The following is a 20,660-nucleotide window of genomic DNA, read 5'->3' as shown; positions in this document are numbered from 1 at the left end:
AGCAAGGGCGGAGGTCTGGAGACCTTCTACGCCCAGCTGAGATCGGCCGCCGAGCAGCCGTTCCGCCTGTGTTGAAGGAGATGCAGACCCAGTCGATAACGGAGACCCGCAACCCTGATCCACATAATGCGGACCGGATGTGCTCTCCCTCGCCAAGGTATCCCCAAAAGTTTAGCAGCGGATCGCACTCTTTCTGAAAACGACCAAAGAAAACGGGCCACCCGCACGCCCGAAGGCGGCAGATGGCCCGCTTAAGTCAGCAGTCCGGCGTTAGGCTTTGCCGTCGAACAGGCTGGTGACCGAACCGTCGTCGAACACTTCACGAATGGCGCGCGCAATCAAGGGAGCGATCGACAACACCGTCAGCGACGGGAAGCGCTTCTCAGCCGGGATGGGCAGGGTGTTGGTGACCACAACTTCACGGGCACCTGAATCTGCCAGGCGCTGCGCGGCGGGATCCGAGAACACTGCGTGGGTGCAGGCGATGATGACGTCCTTTGCGCCGGCGTTCTTCAACACCTGGACAGCGCCGGAGATGGTTCCACCGGTGTCGATCATGTCGTCGATCAGCACGCAGGTGCGGCCCTCAACCTGGCCCACAACGGTCTTGGAAACGGCCTGATTGGGGACGGTGAGGTCGCGGCTCTTGTGAACAAACGCGAGCGGGGCACCGCCCAGGCGCTCTGCCCACTGCTCTGCAACCCGGACTCGGCCGGTGTCAGGGGAAACAACGGTGATGTTGTCAGCTTCCACCTTGGTGCGGATGTAGTCAGCCAGCAGCGGGATGGCCATCAGGTGGTCAACGGGGCCGTCGAAGAAGCCCTGGATCTGCGAGGTGTGCAGATCAACGGACATGATGCGGTCCGCGCCGGCAGTCTTGTAGAGGTCGGCAACCAAGCGGGCGGAGATGGGCTCGCGGCCACGGCCCTTCTTGTCCTGGCGGGAGTAAGGGTAGAACGGGGAAACTACCGTGATCCTCTTGGCCGAGGCCCGCTTGAGGGAGTCGATCATGATCAACTGCTCCATCAGCCAGTTGTTCAACGGAGCCGGGTGGGCCTGGATGACGAAGGCATCGGTGCCACGGACGCTCTCGGCCGAACGGACGTAGATTTCCCCGTTGGCGAAGTCGTAGGCGTCGATCGGCAGGAGCTCGGTCTCCAGCTCCTTCGCGATTTCCTGCGCCAGCTCCGGATGCGCCCTTCCGGCGGCGAGAATCAGTTTCTTCTCGCCGTGTGCGGTAATTTCGCTCATGCCTATTTGCCCTCTTCTGTGGTTGCCGGGGATTGTGAGGATGTGGAGGCGGACGTCAGCTCGTGCGCAGCCTCAGCCAGCTTTGCGGAGTCTGTGCCCGGACGGTTGGCAACGACCCAACCTTCAGCGTTCCGCTGTGCGGCCAGGCTCAGGGCCAGTGCGCCCGCGGGAACATCCTTGCGGATGACGGCCCCGGCGCCGCTGTAGGCTCCGTCGCCCACGGTCACGGGAGCTACGAAGACCGTGTTGGAACCTGTACGGACGCCCGAGCCGATCACCGTGCGGTGCTTCTTCTCGCCGTCGTAGTTGGCGGTGATGTTGCCGCAACCGATGTTGGTGTCTTCGCCGATCTCAGCATCACCGGCATAGCCCAGGTGGGACAGCTTGGAGCCGCGGCCAATGGTGACGTTCTTGGTTTCGTAGAACGCACCGATCTTCCCGGTCTCGCCAAGGACAGTGCCGGGGCGCAGATAGGTGAAAGGCCCCACGCTCGCCTTGGCGCCAATCGTGGAACCGGATCCGTGCGTGCGGATCACCTTCGCACCCTCACCCACGTTCACGTCCGTCAGCGTCGTATCGGGACCCACGACGGCGTCACGCGCCACAGTGGTGGCACCGTGCAGTTGGGTGTTGGGCAGCAGGCGGACGTCTTCGTCAAGGGTGACGGTGGCGTCGATCCACGTGGTGGCGGGGTCCACCACGGTTACCCCTGCGCGCATCCAGGATTCGATGATGCGGCGGTTGTGCTCGGCACCCAGGGCAGAGAGCTGGATGCGGTCGTTCGCCCCTTCAACCTGCCAGCGGTCTTCAGTGACGACGGCGGCCACCCGGCCGCCTGCGTCGCGGGCCAAGCCCAGGACGTCAGTCAGGTACATCTCGCCCTGCGCGTTGTCTGTGGTGACCTTCGCCAGCGCAGTGCGCAAAACGGCGGCATCAAAAGCGTAGATGCCCGAGTTGACTTCGCGGATGGTCCGTTCGGTTTCGCTGGCATCCTTGTGTTCGCGGATACCGGTGACGGTTCCGTCTTCGGCGCGCAGGATCCGGCCGTAACCGGTGGCGTCGTCCAGCACTGCGGTCAGCACTGTGACAGCGTTGCCCTCAGCCTCGTGGGTTGCCACCAGTTCGCCAAGGAGCTGGCCAGTCAGCAGCGGAACATCGCCGTAGGTGACCACTACCGTGCCGGAAAGCTCGGCGTCGGCATCCAAGGCCTTGAGCGCTACTTCCACTGCGCGGCCGGTGCCGGGAACGTCGTCCTGGTCAACAATCAGCGCTTCCGGGTCAAGCCCTGTGACATGCTCGGCTACGCGGTCACGCTCATGGCGGACCACCAAGGCCAGCTTCAGGGGATTAATGGCACGTGCGGCAAGAAGAGCGTGGCCCACCATGGAGCGGCCGCCGATTTCGTGAAGGATCTTGGGAGTCCGCGACTTCATGCGCGTTCCGGCACCTGCGGCCAAAACGATCACCGCTGCGGGACCGATGGTTTCGGGGCTCACGTACTGGCTCTCCTTGCTCGGTATGTCCCGGGTAACCCGGCTTCGGAATGCTGCAATCCAACAATGGACCCAGGCACCGTGAGAGCCGCTACAGGTACAGAGAAGGAGCGCATTTTCCGACCGTTCCGCCCATAGGATTCGAACCTATACTCCACGGCTCCAAAGGCCGGGGTGCTGCCATTACACCAGAGCGGACCGTGCATGCTTTCGTCCCCCGAATCTTGCGGCCCGGAGGGTTTCCCGGATCACCGGGATGCACACACAAGAAACTAGTTTGCCATGACCACCCTGTGCTTCGCGACTTGACCGCCCCGCGTCTGCTCCGTGACTGGTTCCTCCACCCTCAGGCAGCCCGCCCATCAGCCCTTCCCCAGCCTACTTAGGGCATGATGGTCAGGTGAGCAACCGCACTGAACTCCCCCGGCCGGCTGCTGTGTCCGAGGCCGCAGCACGCGCCACCATTGCTCCGGCAGCGCGCGTACGAATGACCGGGCAGCAGCGCAAATCACAGCTCATAGGCATAGGACGCGCACTCTTCGCCGCCCGGGGCCTGGACGGCACCACCATCGAGGAAATCGCCGCCTCAGCCGGCGTTTCAAAACCCGTGATCTACGAGCACTTCGGGTCCAAGGAAGGCCTGTACCGGCAGGTGGTGGAGACCGAGTTCCGGATCCTTTTGGATTCCATCACCGAGGCCCTCAGCACTGAAGCCAAGCCCCGGGTACTGGTTGAACGCGCCGCCCTGGCCCTTCTGGGATACATCGAAGACCGCACGGATGGTTTCCGGATCCTCATGCGTGATGCCCCGCCCTCGCAGCCCGAGGGCGCCTTCTCCACTCTGCTCTCCCACGTCACCGCCCGCGTGGAACATCTTCTCTCCGACGAATTCGCGCGCCGTGGATTCAGCGCTTCAGACGGAGCAATGTATGCGCAGATGCTTGTCGGTATGGTGGCGATGACCGGCCAGTGGTGGCTCGACAGCCGTACGCCGGACAAGCGCGCCGTTGCCGCGCACCTGGTCAACCTGGCTTGGAACGGCCTGACCGGGCTGCAAAAAGAACCCGGGCTCCGCAGCGAAGGCTAGGTCTATTCCGCGCCCCTTGCACCCAACCGTCTCTCACATCCCACCCCCCAAAAACCCAACCGTCTCTCACATCCCACCCCCAAAAACCCAACCGTCTCTCACATCCCACCCCCAAAAAACCCAACCGTCTCTCACATCCCTCGCGCCCTGGCACTTTTGTAAGCTTGGTTCATGACGGCGCCCCACCTCTACATCAGTTTTCCCGGCTCAGCTCGAGATGCTCTTGGCTTTTACGCCGAAGTCTTCGGTGGTGAACTGTCCCTGCATTCGTACCGGGACTTTGGACGCACGGACGGGCCACCGGAAGCGATTGCCCACGGAGTCCTCAGCGGAGTCGTCTCCCTCAGCGGATCTGACGCAGCGGCTGGCGAGAAGACCGTACAGATCGAAGGGGCCATGCTCTCGTTGCTTGGAGCAGCCGATCCCCACGTTCTCCACGAATGGTTCGACAAACTCGCCGAGGGCGGCCGGATCGTGGACCCGCTCGCGCCAAAACCGTGGGGTGCATCAGACGGCCAGGTTGTGGACCGCCACGGCCTGCGCTGGCTCATAGGCTACGAGCCGGCGTCGTCAACCGACGGGATGTGAGAGAGGGATCGCCCCAAACCCGCGGGATGTGAGAGAGGGATCGCCCCAAACCCGCGGGATGTGAGAGAGGATCGGTCAGTGGCGTTTCGCGAAGGAGCGCATCGCGGCGCATCGGGAACCGTAGGTCGCCCCGCGACCGCAGGAGCCCCTATGCGTCGTGTCTAAGCGACGGCGAAACGGCACCGACAGGCCGCAGCACCCCTACTCGCCGAGGATTTCGGCGGCCTCCAGCCACTCCAGCTCCAGGCCCTCTTTCTCCTCGAGCAGCTCCTGCAGCTTGGCGTTGAGCTCCCCCAGGGCATCGAAGTCGCCGGATTCGGACTTAGCGGCCATCTGGGTGTGGAGCTTTTCTTCCTGCTGTGAGATCTTGCTGAGCTGACGGTCGATCCTGTTGAGGTCCTTGCGGGCTTCGCGCTTTTCGGCTTCGCTGGCACCGGAAGAGGCGGCAGTGGACGAGGACCCGGTAGCGGCGGTCGGAGCACCGGAGCCGCCCCCAACGGCGCCCGAGGCCAGTGCGGCTTCACGCAGTTCCAGGTATTGATCCACGCCGCCGGGCAGCCCACGGAGTTTGCCGTCGCCCAGCAAGGCCATCTGATTGTCGGTGACGCGTTCCAGCAGGTAGCGGTCGTGGCTGACCACCACCAGCGTTCCCGGCCAACCATCCAGAACGTCCTCGACGGCGGCAAGGGTGTCGGTGTCGAGGTCGTTGGTGGGTTCGTCGAGCATGAGGACGTTGGGCTCCCCCACCAGCAGGCGCAGGAGTTGAAGCCGCCGGCGCTCACCGCCGGAAAGGTCCGAAACGGGGGTCCACTGCTTTTCCTTGGTGAACCCGAGTTGTTCCACGAGCTGCCCGGCGGTGAACTCCTTACCGCCTACGCTGAAGGATCGCTTCTCGCGCTCGATGACCTCAATGACGCGAAGATCGGAGACATCGTCCAGTTCCTTTACGTCCTGCGTCAACACGGCCGTGACCACAGTCTTACCGCGCTTGACCTTGCCCGAGCTCGGTTGGATTTCGCCATTAAGCAGTTTCAGCAGGGTGGATTTGCCGGCGCCGTTGACGCCCACCAGCCCCAGCCGTTCGCCCGGGGCCAGACGCAACGTGATGTCGTCAAAGAGCTTCTGCCCCACGTTGCCGTCCAGGAAGTCCAGCGTCACGTTCTCAAGGTCAAGCACATCCTTGCCCAGGCGTGCGGTTGCCATTTTGCTCAGCGCCACGGAGTCGCGGGGGTCGGGCACATCGGCAATGAGGTCGTTGGCAGCCTCGATGCGGAACTTGGGCTTGGCGGTTCGGGCGGGAGCGCCGCGCCTCAGCCACGCAAGTTCCTTCTTGACGAGCTGCTGGCGTTTGCTTTCGACGACGGCGGCGGTGCGGTCGCGTTCGGCGCGCGCCAAGACGTAGGCGGCGTACCCGCCGTCGAACATGTCCACCATGGCGTCGTGGACTTCCCAGGTGTAATTGCAGACTTCGTCCAGGAACCAGCGGTCGTGGGTGACTACGAGGAAGGCGCCTTGGTTGGCGCGCCAGCGCGTCTTGAGGTGTCGGGCCAGCCAGGCGACGCCTTCGACGTCGAGGTGGTTGGTGGGTTCGTCCAGCATGATGACGTCGTGGTCTTCGATGAGGAGCTTGGCCAGCGCGACGCGGCGCTTCTGGCCACCGGAGAGGGCGTGGACGTTGGCGTGCCAGTCCACATCGCCCACCAGTCCGCCCATGACTTCGCGGATCTTGGGATTGGCCGCCCATTCGTGATCCGCGCGGTCGCCGACGATCGCAGCGCCCACTGTCAGGTCGCCGTCGAGCACGTCGCCCTGGTCCAGGTAGCCGACGTTGACGTCCCCGCGCTTGGTGACGCGACCGGAGTCCGGCGTCGAGCGGGAGGCGAGCAGGCGCATGAGCGTCGATTTACCGTCGCCGTTGCGGCCCACCATGCCGATGCGGTCGCCATCTTCCAAGCCTAGGGTGACGCCGTCGAGGACAGTGCGGGTCGCGAACGAAACGGTGAGGTTTTCGCCGCCAAGCAGGTGGGCCAATGGGTACTACTTTCTACTGCTGGAATGCGGGGGTACGGGAGCTGGAGGGTACTAAAGGAGGGTATCGGAGATGATCCGGGCGCCGGGAACCGGACCGTGTACGGCCAGGGCATTGTGTCCACGGTGGCCAAGCTCTTCAGCAAGAACCGCGGCTGCGACGGAATCCCGGGCAAGCAGCGCGATGGTGGGACCGGAGCCTGACACCATGCCGGCGAGGGCGCCTCGCGCTTCGCCCAGCCCAATGGTGTCGCGAAGTTGGGGGGCGAGCGTGATGGAGGCCCGCTGGAGGTCGTTGATGAGCACGCGGCTGAGGGTTTCGGGATCGCCGTTCCGCAGGGCCTGGAGGATGGTGGGGTCAACATCAACGGGCTCCGGAATCTCGGCGCCTTCGGAATCCCGGAGACCGTCAAGGGTGCGGAATACGTCAGGTGTGGACAGCCCGTAGTCGGCAAAAACCAGCACCCAGTCCATTTGTGCCTTGGCCAGTGCGGGTGAGAGTTCGTCTCCCACACCAAGCCCGACGGCGGTGCCGCCCAGGAGCGAAAACGGAACGTCCGCGCCCAGCTCGGCCGCCAAATGCGCGAGTTCATCGCGTGAGAGGCCGCTGTTCCACAGTGCGTCGCACGCCAACAGGGTGGCTGCGGCATCTGCGGATCCGCCGCCCATTCCACCGGCCACGGGCACACGTTTGGTGATTTCCAAGTGCACGCCTGTTGGCTTTTCAGACACTTCGGCCATGATGGCTGCCGCTTTGTAGGCGAGGTTGCGTTCGTCCAAGGGGATATCCACACCGTCAAGGTCCAGTGTGCTGTCCGGGCTGATGCTGACGGTGATTCCTGGATTCTCTGTACTTGTGGCAGCCACTTCCTCATACAGAGAGACGGCCAGGTACACGCTGGCAACCGAGTGGTAGCCATCAGGCCGCAACGGGCCCACGCTCAGGGAGACGTTGACTTTGCCCGGGGCTTTGACCCGAACTGTGCGAGCGTGGAAGCGCTCCCCCACGAACGGGAGGCTGCTGGGTTTGCGGCCGCCCGGGTTCATGCGCTCACAGGGTGGCGGGCTTCGGCGATCTTGACGTAGGCGTTGATGTCCAGGACCTCGCCGCGTGCGGTGGGGTCAACACCGGCGGCAACGAGGCACCGTTCGGCTTCGGAGGCGCTCCCGGCCCAACCGGCAAGTGCTGCTCGCAGTGTCTTCCGCCGCTGCGCGAAGGCTGCGTCAATGACAGCGAACACTTGTTCACGGGTTGCATGCGTTTCCGGGGGGTCGTGCCGGGTGAAAGCCACCAATCCTGAATGGATTTTCGGTGCCGGCCAAAACACGTTCATTCCGATCACACCCGCCTTGCGCATGTGCCCGTACCAGGCAGCCTTGACCGACGGAACACCGTAGATCTTGGAACCCGGCGTGGCGGCAAGACGGTCGGCAACCTCGTCCTGCACCATGACCAGGCCGTGCTGGAGGCTGGGGAAATGCTGCAGCAGGTGAAGCACCACGGGCACAGCCACGTTGTAGGGCAGGTTGGCCACCAACGCGGTGGGAGGCAGGGGCAGTTCGGTGACCTTCATGGCGTCCGAGAGCACCAAGTGGAAGTTCTCTTCCGCCTCGGGACGCCAGGCCCGCACGGTCTCGGGCAGTTTTTCCGCCAAGACGGGGTCGATTTCGACGGCGACCACGGTCTTGGCTGCGTCCAGCAAGCCGAGCGTCAGGGAGCCAAGGCCGGGGCCAACCTCCAGCACGGTCTCACCATCGGCTATGTTGGCAGCGGCCACGATCCTGCGGATCGTGTTGCCGTCGATCACAAAGTTCTGCCCCAGCGTTTTGGTGGGGCGTACACCGATTTCTTCGGCGAGCCGTCGGATATCTGTGGCACCCATCAAAGGCGCGACGGCGGCGGGTTCGGAATTCGGTTCAGTCACCTAGGTATCGTATCGCCTGTGCGGGGTCAGGCCGCGTGGGCGCATCCCCAGTCGCTGAGGCCGTTCTTTGCGTAGAGGCGGTTTGCGATGTCAATCTGCTGCGCTTTGGTGGCCAGGCTGGCGTTGGGAGCGTAGGCTCCACCACCGTTTGCCAACCAGGTGGGGCTGGAGAACTGCAGTCCGCCGTAGTAGCCGTTGCCGGTGTTGATGGACCAGTTTCCGCCCGATTCGCACTGCGCAATCCTGTCCCACATGGCTTCGTTCGGGGCGCCGGTGGGGCCGCTGGCTGCGGGTGCCGCTGCGGCGGCTGCTGCCTGGGGAGCGGGAGTGGCAACGGGACGGGCCTTGGTGCCGACGCTGATCTTCTCGGGAACCGGCTGGGTGGCGACGTTGCTGGAGACCAGGGTGCGGGAAGCTTCACGGCCGTCGACGAGGACAAGCTTGAAAGTCTTGACCAACGATCCTGCCACGCCTTCCTGGGTCACCTTCTCTTCGCCTTTGAAGAGCTCCGCGCTGTCGCTCTTCACGCTTTCGAAGGGAACTTCTTCTGTGGCTTCGGCGGTCTTGCTGGTGTCCACGCGGGAGACCTTGATTACCATGTCCTGGACGATCGGAGCATTGCCGGGCTGGGAGATGTGGTCGTTGGCGCCCACAGTAATTCCGGTCTCCTTGAGCACGGTGGCGACGTCGGCCGCCGTCGTGGTGGTGCTGGTGTCCTTGCCGTCAGCTACGACGCTGATGGTCTTGGGCGTGGAGATGGAAACGAACGAGCCGGTTACTTCCAACGACGCTTCCTTGGGCTGGGAGATTTCGGAGGAGCTGGCTACGCCGAGCTCGCTCACAAGGCCTGCAACATCAGGGGCCGTGGTGTTCACGGTCTTCCGGGCGCCGTCCAGTTCGATGGACACGGCCTTGGCCAGGTTGACGTTCACTACTGAACCGTTGTCGACCTTCGCGTCGAGGGCCGGCGAAACGCGGTCCGCGTCCTTCAGCTCGACCTTGGCTGCCTTGACCACTTGGTCAACAGTGCCGCCAAAGGTCTGGATGGAGCTCACTTTGCCGTCCACGTTGAGGGTGACGGTCTTGTTGTTGCCCACGAAGGCCACAACACCAACCACCAGCGCCGCGACTACCAGCAACTGGGTACCTACTTTGAGGAAGCTGAACTTGCCATCCGTTGTGAAGAACTTGATCACGATCGCCCATTACTCTCAGACCATCCGGGCACGGGGAAAAGCGCAAAAGTAATGCCGACCGCAAAACATCAGGGCCAGGCAACACGCCTGGTCCTGCTCTTGCTGCCGGCATCTGCGCCGCCAAAAAACATTCAACTGATTGCCCCGGAATGAACCGACGCAGTTGTCCGAAGGCCTTCCCCGACCCCGGCTACTTGTTTAACACAGTAACCGATCCGTTATAAACGAACCAAGAAACGTGCATACCGGGTATCCAGCCGGGCTGCTGAACCTGGACGCAAAAGGGCCGTTTATGCCCAGGATCCGTAGGCATTCAAGGTATTTTCGGCCAGGCGGGAACAAAGTTCGGACAAGTCATCTCCTGTCACGTCCGCCATGGACCGGACCGTGTAGGGCACCATATAGCTGGCATTTGGCTTGCCACGGTGGGGATGGGGTGTGAGGAACGGTGCATCGGTTTCCACCAGAATCCTGCTTGGCTCGGCGATGGCGAGGGCGGCGCGGAGGTTCCCGGCATTCTTGAACGTCATTGTCCCGGCGAACGACATGTACCATCCGTTCCGGTTGCATATCCGGGCGAGTTCTTCATCTCCGGAGAAGCAGTGGAAAACCACACGCTCGGGAGCGCCTTCTTCGCGCAGAACCTGGACGACGTCGTCGTGGGCGTCGCGGTCGTGAATCTGCAGCGTCAGGTCAAGCCGTTTGGCGATGTCGATGTGGCGGCGGAACGAGTACCGCTGATGCGCCAGTCCTTCACCGTGGGTCCGGAAGAAATCCAACCCTGTCTCACCGATGGCCCGTATCCGCGGATGCCGGGCCAACTCCTCGATCTCGGCGAGCGCGGATTCCAGCTCCCCGCGGGCCGCGTATTCGGGGGCGTCGTTGGGGTGGATGGCCACGGCGCCCAGTAGCCGGGGATCAGCGTCCACGGCCTGCACTGTGAATCGTGACGATTCGAGGTCGCAACCTACCTGCACGGCTCCCTGCACGCCCACCGCTTCTGCGGAGTCCATGGCATCCCTGACGGAGACCTCGATCAGTCCGTGCCTGAAGTCCAGATGTGTGTGGTTATCCATGACGGCTACGGGGAGGGGCTCCGGTGCCGGCGGGTATTCCCGGCGGGAATCTTTTTCTTCTGCTGCATCGGATGGCGCCCTGTAGGGTGCTGGGGCGAGGGAGTTGCACATGCTTCCACCTTAATCGGACTGCGGTCCTCCTTGGGCAACCACCAAGTTGTACACACTAAATTCCACATGGCACATAAATTCCGGAGCACTATGTCAGCGGCGGCCAATGTCTAGGTAGTCTGGAACGGACAAGCGGTCAACAACAACAGCGTTTAGCGAAGATTGCTGTTGCCGAGGCCACGGCTGAAGGGCGATTCATGGAGTCCAAGCAACAAGTCACCGTTGAGCCTCCGCCCGTCCAGGGCGAGGCTTACAGCACCCTGCCACAGGATGGTTCCGGGCTCAACGGGCATAGGCCGCAGGTCATGGACGCGGAACGGTTCCACGATGCCAGCCAGCGCATCCTGGGTTCCATCAATAAGGTCATAGACGGCAAAGCGGACGCGGCAAAGCTCGCCCTGACGGTCCTCCTGGCCCAGGGTCACCTTCTTTTGGAGGACGTCCCGGGCGTGGGCAAGACCCTGTTGGCCAAGACGTTGGCGAGGAGTGTGGACTGTACGGTCTCCCGAATACAGTTCACCCCTGACCTGCTTCCCTCCGATGTCACTGGCGTGTCCATCTACAACCAGTCTTCCCGGCAGTTCGAGTTCCGCCCCGGCGCCGTGTTCGCGAACATCGTCATCGGTGACGAAATCAACCGCGCTTCGGCCAAAACCCAGTCCGCGCTGCTGGAATGCATGGAGGAGCACCAGGTAACCGTGGACGGCCATTCCTACCAGCTGGGATTGCCCTTCATGGTGGTGGCCACACAGAATCCCATCGAAATGGAAGGCACATACCCGCTTCCTGAAGCCCAGCGTGACCGCTTCATGGCTCGGATTTCCATGGGCTACCCGGACAAGGACGCCGAAATCGAGATGCTGGAGACCCATCAGGCGTCCTCGCCCCTGGTAAACGTGACTCCCGTGGTGACCGCTGCCGATGTTGCTGCCATGATTTCCACGGTCCAGCAGGTGTACGTCTCCACGGCCATCAAGGAGTACACGGTGGCCATTGGACGGGCCACCCGGGACAGCGCACGCCTTCGCCTGGGCGCCAGCCCTCGGTCTTTGCTGCAATTGTTGCGTGCTGCCAAGGCCACGGCAGCTTTGGATGGCCGCGATTTTGTCCTCCCTGATGACGTGGTGGACGTTGCCGAATCGGTGCTGGCCCACCGGATCATCCTGGATCGCAAGGCCGCGAGTTCGGGCGATACTCCACAGAGTATTCTTCGGGGCATCTTCGCTTCCCTGCCCGTTGCCCAGGAACCGCCCGGCGCATGGCGCAGGGACAGGCATAGCGTTTAGGAGACACGCCCCAATGGCGCTCATGGATCGGCTTCCCAAGCATTTATTCACCAACCGTGGCTGGGGACTCCTGGCAGCCGGGGCCCTTTCCCTGGGGTGCGCCTACGTCATGGGAAGGCGCGATCTCCTGTCCTTGGCGGTCTTGCTGATTCTCCTGCCATTGGTGGCGCTTGCCGGCGTCCGGGTACTCAAACCAAAGTTCCAGGTTTACCGCGAGTTCAACCCGTCCACGGTGGAGACCTCAAGCACCACCACTGTTCGCCTGGCCATTGCCCGTTCTTCATCTGCCACGGGGCAGGTCATCATGGAGGAGCAGTTGCCTCAGCGTTTCGGGGAGCCTCCCGCTTTCCGTTTTCCGGCCAGGTCAGCGTCAGGTGGCACCAGCCGCTACGAGTATCACCTTCGCTCGGGCAAGCGTGGACAGTTCCGGATCGGTCCGGTCACGGCAGAGTTCAGTGACCCGTTTGGTTTGTCTTTGCGCAGGCACGCAATTGACGACGGAGACCTCCTGACCGTGACGCCTGCCGCCGTCGAACTTCCCGTCACGGGCCTGGCCGGGGCGCGGGGCAATGACGGCGTGACGGCAACCCGCATCCGGGCCAATCCCAGCGACGACGACATTATGACCCGCGAGTATAGGCATGGGGACCCCATGCGACGCGTTCACTGGGCCGCCACGGCCCGCCATGGCCAGCTCATGGTCCGCCAGGAGGAGTCGGTAACCACACCGGAAGCGACTCTCATCCTTGACCAAAGGTTCACCGCCTTTGCCTCCGGAAACGGCTCCGTGTTCGGAAGCCGTGACGAAGATTCGGATTTGGTCACCAGTACCAACTTTGAGTGGACAGTTACGGCAGCGATGTCGATCGCCGCACACTTGGGGGAACGAAGTTATTCGTTGCGGCTCCTTGACTCGTTCGGTGGGCCGGCGTTCCACCGTTCGAGGTCGGCCGCGGATCCTGATGCGGAGGAGTTCTCGGGTGCGGGCGGCCTTCAGGCCATCGCCGAGGCTTTGGCGGCCGTGGAGCTGAGTGGCCCCCGGCACGTCAGGCCGGATCACCACCGGGCCGAGATCGGGGACCACAAATCCGGTCCGGAACATAAAGAGGGCACCTCCGGCGCAGCGGGCGCGGAGTCTGCCGATTCTCCCTTCAACGACCACCTGATGGACAAACTCTCGGCGCATCGCCTGCGCGGTCCCCTGCTGGCCTTGGTGGGCAACCTGACACTCGCAGAAGCACGGGCGCTCGCTCCCGCGGCCGGGTATGGCGCCAATGCTTTCGCCATGGTGGTGACCGATGCTTCGCGTAACACCGACCAAGTATTGGAGATCCTGCGCCTGGCAGGTTGGAGAGCTGCGGCAGTCACCTCAAAGACCCGGCTGACCTCAGCCTGGTCTGCCTTCGACGAGGGCGGAATCGTGGCGGCAGCCGATGCCGCCATGGATGTCCGGCGTGGAGCGGCGGTGCCCCGATGACAGCTACATCACACCAAGGCTCCCCCAAAGCGCCGACTCAACCCGGCGGTCCTTCCGGCACACCCGATTCCGGCAAGCCCGCACCCGGCAAGCCGCTACGGCCACGGGCCCCGGGGGCCGGACCATACCCGTGGGTCATGGCGGGATCAGTCTCAGTGGCCGTTCTTGGCGCTGCCCTGTCCCTGAATGGAGTCCTGAGGGGCTGGGCCTGGTTCATGCCGCTGATCACCACCGTGGTGGTGGTCGCACTGACGCTTGCTGTACTCCGAGCGCTCCGTGCCCAGCCGTTGTTGGTCACTTTGGCCTCATTTGCCTCGTTGGCCGGCATCCTCAGCTTCATTTTCTGCCGCCAGGAAAGCCTGGCGGGGTTCATCCCCACCACCGGAACCTTCACCGCCGTCGGACGCCTTATCAAACGGGCTGCAGAGACAGTGGTGTCCGAAAGTGCGCCTGTAGCACCCAACGCGGGGATCGTCTTTGTCCTCTGCGCTTGCCTGGGCCTCTTGGTGATCTTGATCGATGCCCTTGCCGTTCCCCTGTCCATGCCGGCCGCCAGCGGCATTGGTCTCCTGGCTGTCATGGTGGTCCCGGCAACCATCAAACCCCAGAGCGTGGGCGTCGCCGGATTCATGGGCGCGGCCGTGGGCTACCTGCTCATCCTCGGGTGCAGCCACTGGTTCGCCCCGGATGCGAGGTTGCAGTCGGGTTCAGGACGCGGAGCCGGGCAGTTCAGGCGCTCGGTGGTTACAGGCGGCCTGGCACTGGCCTTGACCATGACCGTTCCTGTGGTGATTCCCGGTTTCGAGACCGGCACCTTTCCGCAAGGCTCCAGGCTGAGCCCCTGGGGAACCTCCAATGGGCTCAACCCCATGATCACTTTGGGCAACAGCCTCCGCAGCCCCACCGGTTCGGGACGCATCACCTATGCCACCAGTGCCAGCGCTCCCCTGTACCTCCGCTCCGTGACGGTGGAGAACTTCGACGGCGAAACCTGGGCCCCTGATGATCGGGGGGCGGGTCGCCGGGCGGGCGTGGACAGGATCGAGACCGGATATGCGATCCAAGGCGAGGTGGTCAACGCAGTCACGTCGGTCAATGCGGGCCTGTTTTCCAGCCCTTACCTTCCTGCTCCATTTGCCCCTGCCTCCGTAAACGGCCTCAACGGACGATGGACGTGGGATCCATCAACCTTGAGCATCATGAGCACGGAGACCACCACCCGCGCGCAACGGTATGTGGTTTTCTCCGCAGCTCCCAAGATCACTGCGCAGTCCCTCTCCCAGGCCAATGCCGTTCCGCAGGATATCTCCGAGGACTTCCTGAGGGTCCCCGGGAACCTTCCGGATATCGTGCGCCAAACGGCTGATACCGTCACAGCATCGGCTGGCAGCAATTACGCCAAGGCGCTGGCCATCCAGAAGTACTTGCGTTCAGGCGAGTTCACTTATTCACTCCAGGCTCCCGTCCAGAATGGCTATGACGGCAATGGCCTCTCGGTCCTAGCCGACTTCCTTGCAGTGAAGAGCGGCTATTGCGTCCACTTTTCCTCAGCCATGGCGGTCATGGCACGGGCTGAAGGCATCCCCAGCAGGATTGCGGTGGGCTACGCGCCGGGCCGCCTCACGGGTGAATCGGTGGCCTTGGTGGGTCAGGGATCCTTCCCCGAGTACGAGGTTGACGCCCGGGACGCGCACGCGTGGCCTGAGCTGTACTTCGAGGGCCTGGGCTGGGTCCCCTTCGAGCCGACACCTTCCCGCGGCGTTCCTCCGGACTACGCGACGGAAAGTTCGGTAGCCGGCAACTTGAGCACCAACGCCGATGAGAAAGAGGTGCTTACCACCCCCGCCCCCGCTCCCACCCCAGCCGCCCCACTCCCTGGCTTGAATACGCCTGCCGCAAGTTCGGCCGCAGTGAACCCGTGGCCGGCGATCGGCGCCGCAGTGGCCGGGGTCCTGGTGCTTGCTGGATTCCTGTGGTCGCCGAGGCTGAGCCGGACGGTGCTCCGGCGACGCCGGCTCAGCCAAAAGCCTCCGGCCGATTCCGAGCTCCCGGGCTATAAGGATCCTGCCCCTGAACTGGCGTGGGCGGAGTTGCAGGATCTCTCCACCGACTACGGCGTGCCGTCAACGCCCAGCGAGACGCCGAGGCATTTCTCCGCCCGGCTGCGCTCCAGCTCCGCCTTGGGGGTCGCGGGAGGACTCGACGACGCCGCACATGAGGCAGTCGCGTCCCTCACCTCGGACTTCGAACGGCAACGGTACGGCCGAACCATGACGATTGCGCCGTCAGCGGCCGCCCGGATCGCTGTCGTTCGCGAATCGTTGCGGAACAATGCCCGCTGGTTGGTCCGCTTCCGCGCGGACTGGCTGCCGCCGTCGATGATGCAGCGTTGGGTGCATGCCCTCGGCGCACCGTTCCGGGCTGTTGGAAGGTTCGGCACGGCAACGGGGCGGGCGATCGCTTTTTCCTGGCGCAGGCTCAAAGGATTGCTCCCCCAGCGCCACTAGGTCCGGGACCGCTGATCCGGATTCAGACGCAAAGGGCCCGACGCCGGAACTTGTGGTTCCGGGGCCGGGCCCCTGCATGTGTCAACCGTTCTTGTTGCGAGAGCGGCGGACAGGGCTCCTTGGTGGAAAGAGCAGCATTAGTCGGCGTACGGGTCCGCGATACCTACGTACTGGGTGTAGAGGTACTCTTCGATGCCTTCGGAGCCGCCTTCGCGGCCCAGGCCGGACTGCTTGACTCCACCGAACGGCGCGGCGGCGTTGGAGATCACACCGGCGTTGAGGCCGAGCATGCCGGTCTCGATCCTTTCGCTGATGCGCAGGCCACGGTTGAGGTCCTTGGTGAAGACGTAGGCAACCAGGCCGTATTCGGTGTTGTTGGCCAGTCGAACAGCGTCGTCTTCGGTGGAGAAGGTGATGATGGGCGCTACCGGTCCGAAGATCTCTTCCTGCAAGATGCGGGCATCTGCGGCAACGTTCTTCAGCACGGTGGGCTGGTAGAAGTAACCGGGACCGTCGACGGCGGCACCACCGGTGACTGCTGTGGCACCTCCTGCTACGGCTTCGGAAACCAGGGCGTGAACGCCGTCGCGGGCCTTGCCGTCGATCAGCGGGCCAACCTTGGACTCCGGCTCGGTGCCGCGGGCGGTGGTGAGTGCGCCGATCTTGGCGGCGAACTTCTCCGCGAAGGAATCGGCGATGGACTCGTGCACAATGAAGCGGTTTGCTGCGGTGCAGGCCTCGCCCATGTTGCGCATCTTCGCGGCGATGGCACCTTCAACGGCCTTGTCCAGGTCCGCGTCCTCGAAGACCACGAACGGGGCGTTGCCACCCAGTTCCATGGAGGTGCGCAGGACCTTGTCCGCGGCTTCACGGATCAGGGCCTGGCCCACCGGGGTGGAGCCGGTGAAGGAGATCTTGCGGAGACGGTCATCCTTGATCAGCGGGCCAGTGACAGCGCCTGCCGTGGAGGTCTGGATGACGTTCAGGACACCGGCGGGAAGGCCGGCTTCCTGCATGACCTGGGCGAACAGGAGGCTGGTCAGCGGGGTCAAGTTGGCGGGCTTGAGCACCATGGTGCAGCCGGCTGCGACAGCTGGGGCTACCTTGCGGGTAGCCATGGCCAGCGGGAAGTTCCACGGGGTGATCAGCAGGCAGGGGCCCACCGGCTTCTTCTGCACCAGCAGGCGGTTCTTGCCATCAGGTGCTGCGGAATAGCGGCCGGACACGCGGACAGCTTCTTCCGAGAACCAGCGCAGGAATTCGGCACCGTAGGTCACTTCACCACGGGCTTCGGCCAGGGGCTTGCCCATTTCCAAGGTCATCAGCAGCGCGAAGTCTTCGGCACGCTCAGTGACCAGCTCGAAGGCACGGCGCAGAATTTCGCCGCGTTCGCGCGGTGCGGTGCGTGCCCAGTCAGCCTGGGCGGCAGCAGCGGCGTCGAGGGCGGCAGCGCCGTCTTCAGCACCGGCATCGGAGATGCTGAGCAGGACCTTGCCCGTTGCCGGGTCCTCAACATCAAAGGTCTTTCCGGAACCAGCCGGGCGCCACTGACCGTTGATCAGCAGGCCGGTAGGGACGGAAGCCAGCAGTTCGCTTTCGCGTTCAACCGTGACAGTCATGGCGACTCCTTCGTCTTGGGTGCTTTGGAGAATTGCACCACAGGGGTTCGTTGCCGGAAGTGGCTTGAATTACTGCCACGGTACTGCCCCACGAGAAGCAGTGTCTACGCCTTCACGCACTGCCACATGGTCGTCGATTTGTGCAGGTGCACAGCATAGGTCAGCGTGCTGCTAGTACCGCTGAGTAGAGCTCCCGCTTGCTGACCCGGGCCTCCTCGGCCACTGCGGCTACGGCCTCCTTCAACCGGATGCCTTGCGAAATGAGCTCGTTGACCGCTGCGACGTGGTCCTCCGGCTTGCCGGGTTCCTGTTCGGGCGCACCGGCCACCACAACCGCGATCTCGCCACGGACCTCGTTGTTCTCTGCCCACTGGAGCAGTTCACGCAACGTGCCGCGAATGACTTCTTCATACGTCTTGGTCAGCTCACGGCAGACTGCCACGCGGCGATCGGCCCCGAAACGCTCATGAAGTGCCCGCAACATGACCTCAAGCCTGTGCGGGGCCTCAAAGAAGACCATGGTGCGGCGTTCGTCGGCCAGGTCTACAAGGCGTGAGTTCCTGTCCCCCGACTTTCGCGGCAGGAATCCTTCAAAGCAGAAACGGTCGGTGGGCAAACCGGATAGCGCCAGCGCCGTCAGTACCGCGGAAGGGCCGGGAACCGCCGTGACCGTCAGCCCGGCAGCAACCGCACCCTCCACCAGACGGAAGCCGGGGTCCGAAACTGCGGGCATCCCGGCGTCGCTGACCATCAGGATGGTCTTGCCAGCGCGGACGTGGTCCAACAGTTCACCGGTCTTGGCTACCTCATTGTGCTCGTGGTAGCTGATGACGCGTCCCTTGACTTCAACCCCAAGGGCAGTGACCAGCCGGTGCAAACGGCGGGTATCCTCTGCGGCCACGATGTCCGAGGTGCCAAGGAGTTCAACCAAACGCGCGGAAGCGTCCCCGACGTTGCCTATGGGTGTTGCCGCCAGGACAATCCTGCCCACGCCGGGAGTTGCGCCCGAGGCAGTAGCCGCCTCTTCCAGGTTCTCGTTGAAGGGAGCTTCGTCAGGGGTGCCGCGTTGTTCGTCCACCTGCCAAGCCTAATACCGCGCGGGGTTCAGGGTTGCAGCAAGGATGGAAAGGTAGCATGGGCGGGTGAACCAGTCGCCCGTTCCTGCCACCGCTTCCGGGTCCCCGGCAGCGTCCCCAGCGAGCCCGGAACCTGAAGACTCCAAGGCCGCGGAGAACAACGGGCAGTCGGACACACCGAAACCCGCAGGCACGTCGCGCGTCCATCCGGAAGAAGCCCAGCCCGCTGAGACCGGGCCCGCTATGACCCTTCCCGCCGAGACCCGGCCCAGCCGAGGACTGCCCGGCCGGGGTGTGCCCGGCCGAGGCCTGGAGGGGCACCGCTGGATCGCACGGCCGTCCGAGGCTTACACCGCCCAGGCATTGAAGGAACGTCTGATCGGCGCAACCCAAAGCTGGCGGGACTACCCGGCGTCCCTGCGCTTATGGTTTTGGCTGATCCCTACCCTCACGGCAATCCTGGGCGGCATTCTCCGCTTCTTCCGCCTTGATGCCCCGCACAGCCTGGTTTTCGATGAAACGTACTACGTCAAGGACGCCTACTCCTATGTGGTGAGCGGCTACGAACGCAGTTGGCCGGCCAACGCCAATGACTCCTTCATCGCCGGCAGCCCGGATGTTCTCCTCAACACTCCCGAGTACGTTGTCCACCCACCGGTGGGCAAATGGATGATCGCGTTCGGGATGTGGCTGTTTGGCGGCGATAACCCCTTCGGCTGGCGGTTCAGCGCAGCTCTGGCGGGCACGGTGACGGTCTTCCTCGTTTCGCTCATTGCACTGAAGCTGTCCCGCTCACACACCCTCGGGGCGGTTGCCGGTCTCCTGCTGGCCATCGACGGCCATCACCTGGTGCTTTCCCGGACGTCCCTGCTGGACGTGTTCCTGGCCCTGTGGATCCTGGCCGCTTTCGGCGCCTTGCTCATTGACCGCGACGACGGCCGACGCCGTTTGGCGTCACGGCTTGCCGCGCAAGCGGCTGCTTCGCCGGGCGGCCTACCCACACCCACCCAGCTGGTCACCGGTCCCTGGCTGGGCATGCGGTGGTGGCGGCTGGTTGCAGGGCTTTGCCTCGGCCTTGCCGTGGGCACCAAATGGTCTGCCCTGTTCTTCGTCGCGGCTTTCGGCATCATGACCGTGCTGTGGGACCTGAACGCCCGCCGTGTCGCCGGGATCCGGAGCTGGTTCAGTGCCGGCATCATCAAGGACGGCCTGCCGGCATTCGTGACCATCATTCCCATCGCTGCAGTCACCTACGTGGCCACGTGGACGGGCTGGTTCCTCTCGAAAGACGCCTATTACCGGCAATGGGCTGCCACCAACCCTGCCCCGGGCTGGGATTGGCTGCCCAACTCCGTGCGCTCCCTGGCCCACTACCACCTTGAAGCTTACAAATTCCATCAGGGCCTGAGCTCGGACCATCCGTATGAGTCCAGCCCCTGGACGTGGCTCATCATGGGCCGTCCCACCTCGTTCTACTACCAGACTCCCAAACCGGGCACTCCCGGCTGCCTGGCTGAGACGTGCTCTTCGGCCATTCTGCCCGTGGGTAATCCGGTGGTTTGGTGGGGTGGAACCATCGCGTTGGTGATCCTCTTGTTCTGGTGGGCGGGCCGCCGCGACTGGCGGGCCGGTGCCATCCTCGCCGGCGTGGCAGCCGGGTACCTTCCATGGTTCATGTACCCGGAACGCACCATGTTCATCTTCTACGCCGTGTCCTTCGAACCCTTCCTGGTTCTGGGCCTGACATATGTGTTGGGGTTGGTGCTGGGACGCAGCAGCGACCCCGTCTGGCGGCGACGGTCCGGCCTCTACATTGTGGCTCTGGTCATGGTGTTAGCCGTGCTGGCAACGGCATTCTTCTATCCGGTGCTCACGGCGGAGGTCATCAGCTACCAGGAGTGGCGGATGAGAATGTGGATGCCATCATGGATCTAGGAGGA

The 20,660-nt window shown here is 63.7% G+C and carries 15 protein-coding genes and 1 tRNA gene; 6 read left to right on the top strand and 10 right to left on the bottom strand.

The features are described 5' to 3' along the window. Nucleotides 1-270 precede the first annotated feature (270 nt). The 3 genes from LDN70_RS06605 to LDN70_RS06595 form a co-directional block, all read right to left on the bottom strand. The gene (locus LDN70_RS06605) at nucleotides 271-1,251 is read right to left on the bottom strand and encodes a ribose-phosphate diphosphokinase (protein ID WP_011774071.1); all 981 of its coding nucleotides are present in this window, start codon (nucleotides 1,249-1,251) and stop codon (nucleotides 271-273) included. A gap of 2 nt (nucleotides 1,252-1,253) precedes the next feature. Continuing rightward, complete coding sequence (gene glmU / locus LDN70_RS06600) at nucleotides 1,254-2,747, bottom strand: bifunctional UDP-N-acetylglucosamine diphosphorylase/glucosamine-1-phosphate N-acetyltransferase GlmU (protein WP_223942100.1); 1,494 nt, start codon at nucleotides 2,745-2,747, stop codon at nucleotides 1,254-1,256. Between the two features lie 123 nt (nucleotides 2,748-2,870). Next, nucleotides 2,871-2,942 (bottom strand) — tRNA-Gln (locus tag LDN70_RS06595). Between the two features lie 289 nt (nucleotides 2,943-3,231). Here LDN70_RS06595 and LDN70_RS06590 point away from each other — a divergent pair. Together LDN70_RS06590 and LDN70_RS06585 are read left to right on the top strand one after the other, a co-directional pair. Further along, nucleotides 3,232-3,831: a TetR/AcrR family transcriptional regulator gene (locus LDN70_RS06590; protein ID WP_142939843.1), complete on the top strand. Its 600-nt coding sequence runs from the start codon at nucleotides 3,232-3,234 to the stop codon at nucleotides 3,829-3,831. A gap of 171 nt (nucleotides 3,832-4,002) precedes the next feature. Next, nucleotides 4,003-4,419: a VOC family protein gene (locus tag LDN70_RS06585; RefSeq protein ID WP_223942099.1), complete on the top strand. Its 417-nt coding sequence runs from the start codon at nucleotides 4,003-4,005 to the stop codon at nucleotides 4,417-4,419. A 201-nt stretch (nucleotides 4,420-4,620) separates the two neighbouring features. Here the strand turns inward: LDN70_RS06585 and LDN70_RS06580 are convergent, their stop codons facing one another. From LDN70_RS06580 to LDN70_RS06560, 5 genes are all read right to left on the bottom strand, one after another. Beyond that, nucleotides 4,621-6,450, bottom strand: a complete 1,830-nt coding sequence (locus LDN70_RS06580; protein ID WP_223942098.1) for an ABC-F family ATP-binding cassette domain-containing protein — start codon at nucleotides 6,448-6,450, stop codon at nucleotides 4,621-4,623. Between the two features lie 51 nt (nucleotides 6,451-6,501). After that, nucleotides 6,502-7,494 (bottom strand): 4-(cytidine 5'-diphospho)-2-C-methyl-D-erythritol kinase, encoded by a 993-nt coding sequence (locus LDN70_RS06575; RefSeq protein WP_223942097.1) that lies wholly within the window; start codon nucleotides 7,492-7,494, stop codon nucleotides 6,502-6,504. Next, nucleotides 7,491-8,372, bottom strand: coding sequence for a 16S rRNA (adenine(1518)-N(6)/adenine(1519)-N(6))-dimethyltransferase RsmA (gene rsmA, locus LDN70_RS06570; RefSeq protein ID WP_142939837.1), 882 nt, complete (start codon nucleotides 8,370-8,372; stop codon nucleotides 7,491-7,493). The genes LDN70_RS06575 and rsmA overlap by 4 nt, the downstream gene beginning before the upstream one ends. Before the next feature lie 26 nt (nucleotides 8,373-8,398). Further along, nucleotides 8,399-9,568 (bottom strand): resuscitation-promoting factor, encoded by a 1,170-nt coding sequence (locus tag LDN70_RS06565; protein WP_142939838.1) that lies wholly within the window; start codon nucleotides 9,566-9,568, stop codon nucleotides 8,399-8,401. 290 nt (nucleotides 9,569-9,858) lie between these two features. After that, the gene (locus LDN70_RS06560; protein ID WP_142939839.1) at nucleotides 9,859-10,755 is read right to left on the bottom strand and encodes a TatD family hydrolase; all 897 of its coding nucleotides are present in this window, start codon (nucleotides 10,753-10,755) and stop codon (nucleotides 9,859-9,861) included. Nucleotides 10,756-10,952: 197 nt separating this feature from the next. Between LDN70_RS06560 and LDN70_RS06555 the strand changes: the two genes are divergently transcribed. Genes LDN70_RS06555 through LDN70_RS06545 form a run of 3 tightly spaced genes read left to right on the top strand, consistent with a single transcriptional unit; the run spans nucleotide 10,953 to nucleotide 16,025 of the window. Continuing rightward, a complete protein-coding gene (locus LDN70_RS06555; protein WP_142939840.1) occupies nucleotides 10,953-12,041 on the top strand; it encodes an AAA family ATPase in 1,089 nt (362 codons plus the stop codon). Between the two features lie 13 nt (nucleotides 12,042-12,054). Continuing rightward, complete coding sequence (locus LDN70_RS06550) at nucleotides 12,055-13,518, top strand: DUF58 domain-containing protein (protein ID WP_223942096.1); 1,464 nt, start codon at nucleotides 12,055-12,057, stop codon at nucleotides 13,516-13,518. After that, nucleotides 13,515-16,025, top strand: a complete 2,511-nt coding sequence (locus LDN70_RS06545) for a transglutaminase TgpA family protein (protein ID WP_223942095.1) — start codon at nucleotides 13,515-13,517, stop codon at nucleotides 16,023-16,025. Before LDN70_RS06550 ends, LDN70_RS06545 begins: the two co-directional genes overlap by 4 nt. Before the next feature lie 137 nt (nucleotides 16,026-16,162). Here LDN70_RS06545 and LDN70_RS06540 read toward each other — a convergent pair whose 3' ends face one another. Then, on the bottom strand, nucleotides 16,163-17,644 hold the full coding sequence (locus LDN70_RS06540; protein WP_142939845.1) for an NAD-dependent succinate-semialdehyde dehydrogenase: 1,482 nt from the start codon (nucleotides 17,642-17,644) through the stop codon (nucleotides 16,163-16,165). Between the two features lie 160 nt (nucleotides 17,645-17,804). Then, nucleotides 17,805-18,674, bottom strand: coding sequence for a 16S rRNA (cytidine(1402)-2'-O)-methyltransferase (gene rsmI / locus LDN70_RS06535; RefSeq protein WP_223942609.1), 870 nt, complete (start codon nucleotides 18,672-18,674; stop codon nucleotides 17,805-17,807). Nucleotides 18,675-18,786: 112 nt separating this feature from the next. Here rsmI and LDN70_RS06530 point away from each other — a divergent pair, with 112 nt between their 5' ends. Next, nucleotides 18,787-20,655, top strand: coding sequence for a dolichyl-phosphate-mannose--protein mannosyltransferase (locus LDN70_RS06530; protein WP_223942094.1), 1,869 nt, complete (start codon nucleotides 18,787-18,789; stop codon nucleotides 20,653-20,655). Nucleotides 20,656-20,660 lie beyond the last annotated feature (5 nt).

The organism is Arthrobacter sp. StoSoilB22 (genome assembly GCF_019977315.1).
Taxonomy (GTDB): Bacteria; Actinomycetota; Actinomycetes; order Actinomycetales; family Micrococcaceae; genus Arthrobacter.
This window is presented reverse-complemented; position numbering and strand designations above follow the sequence as displayed.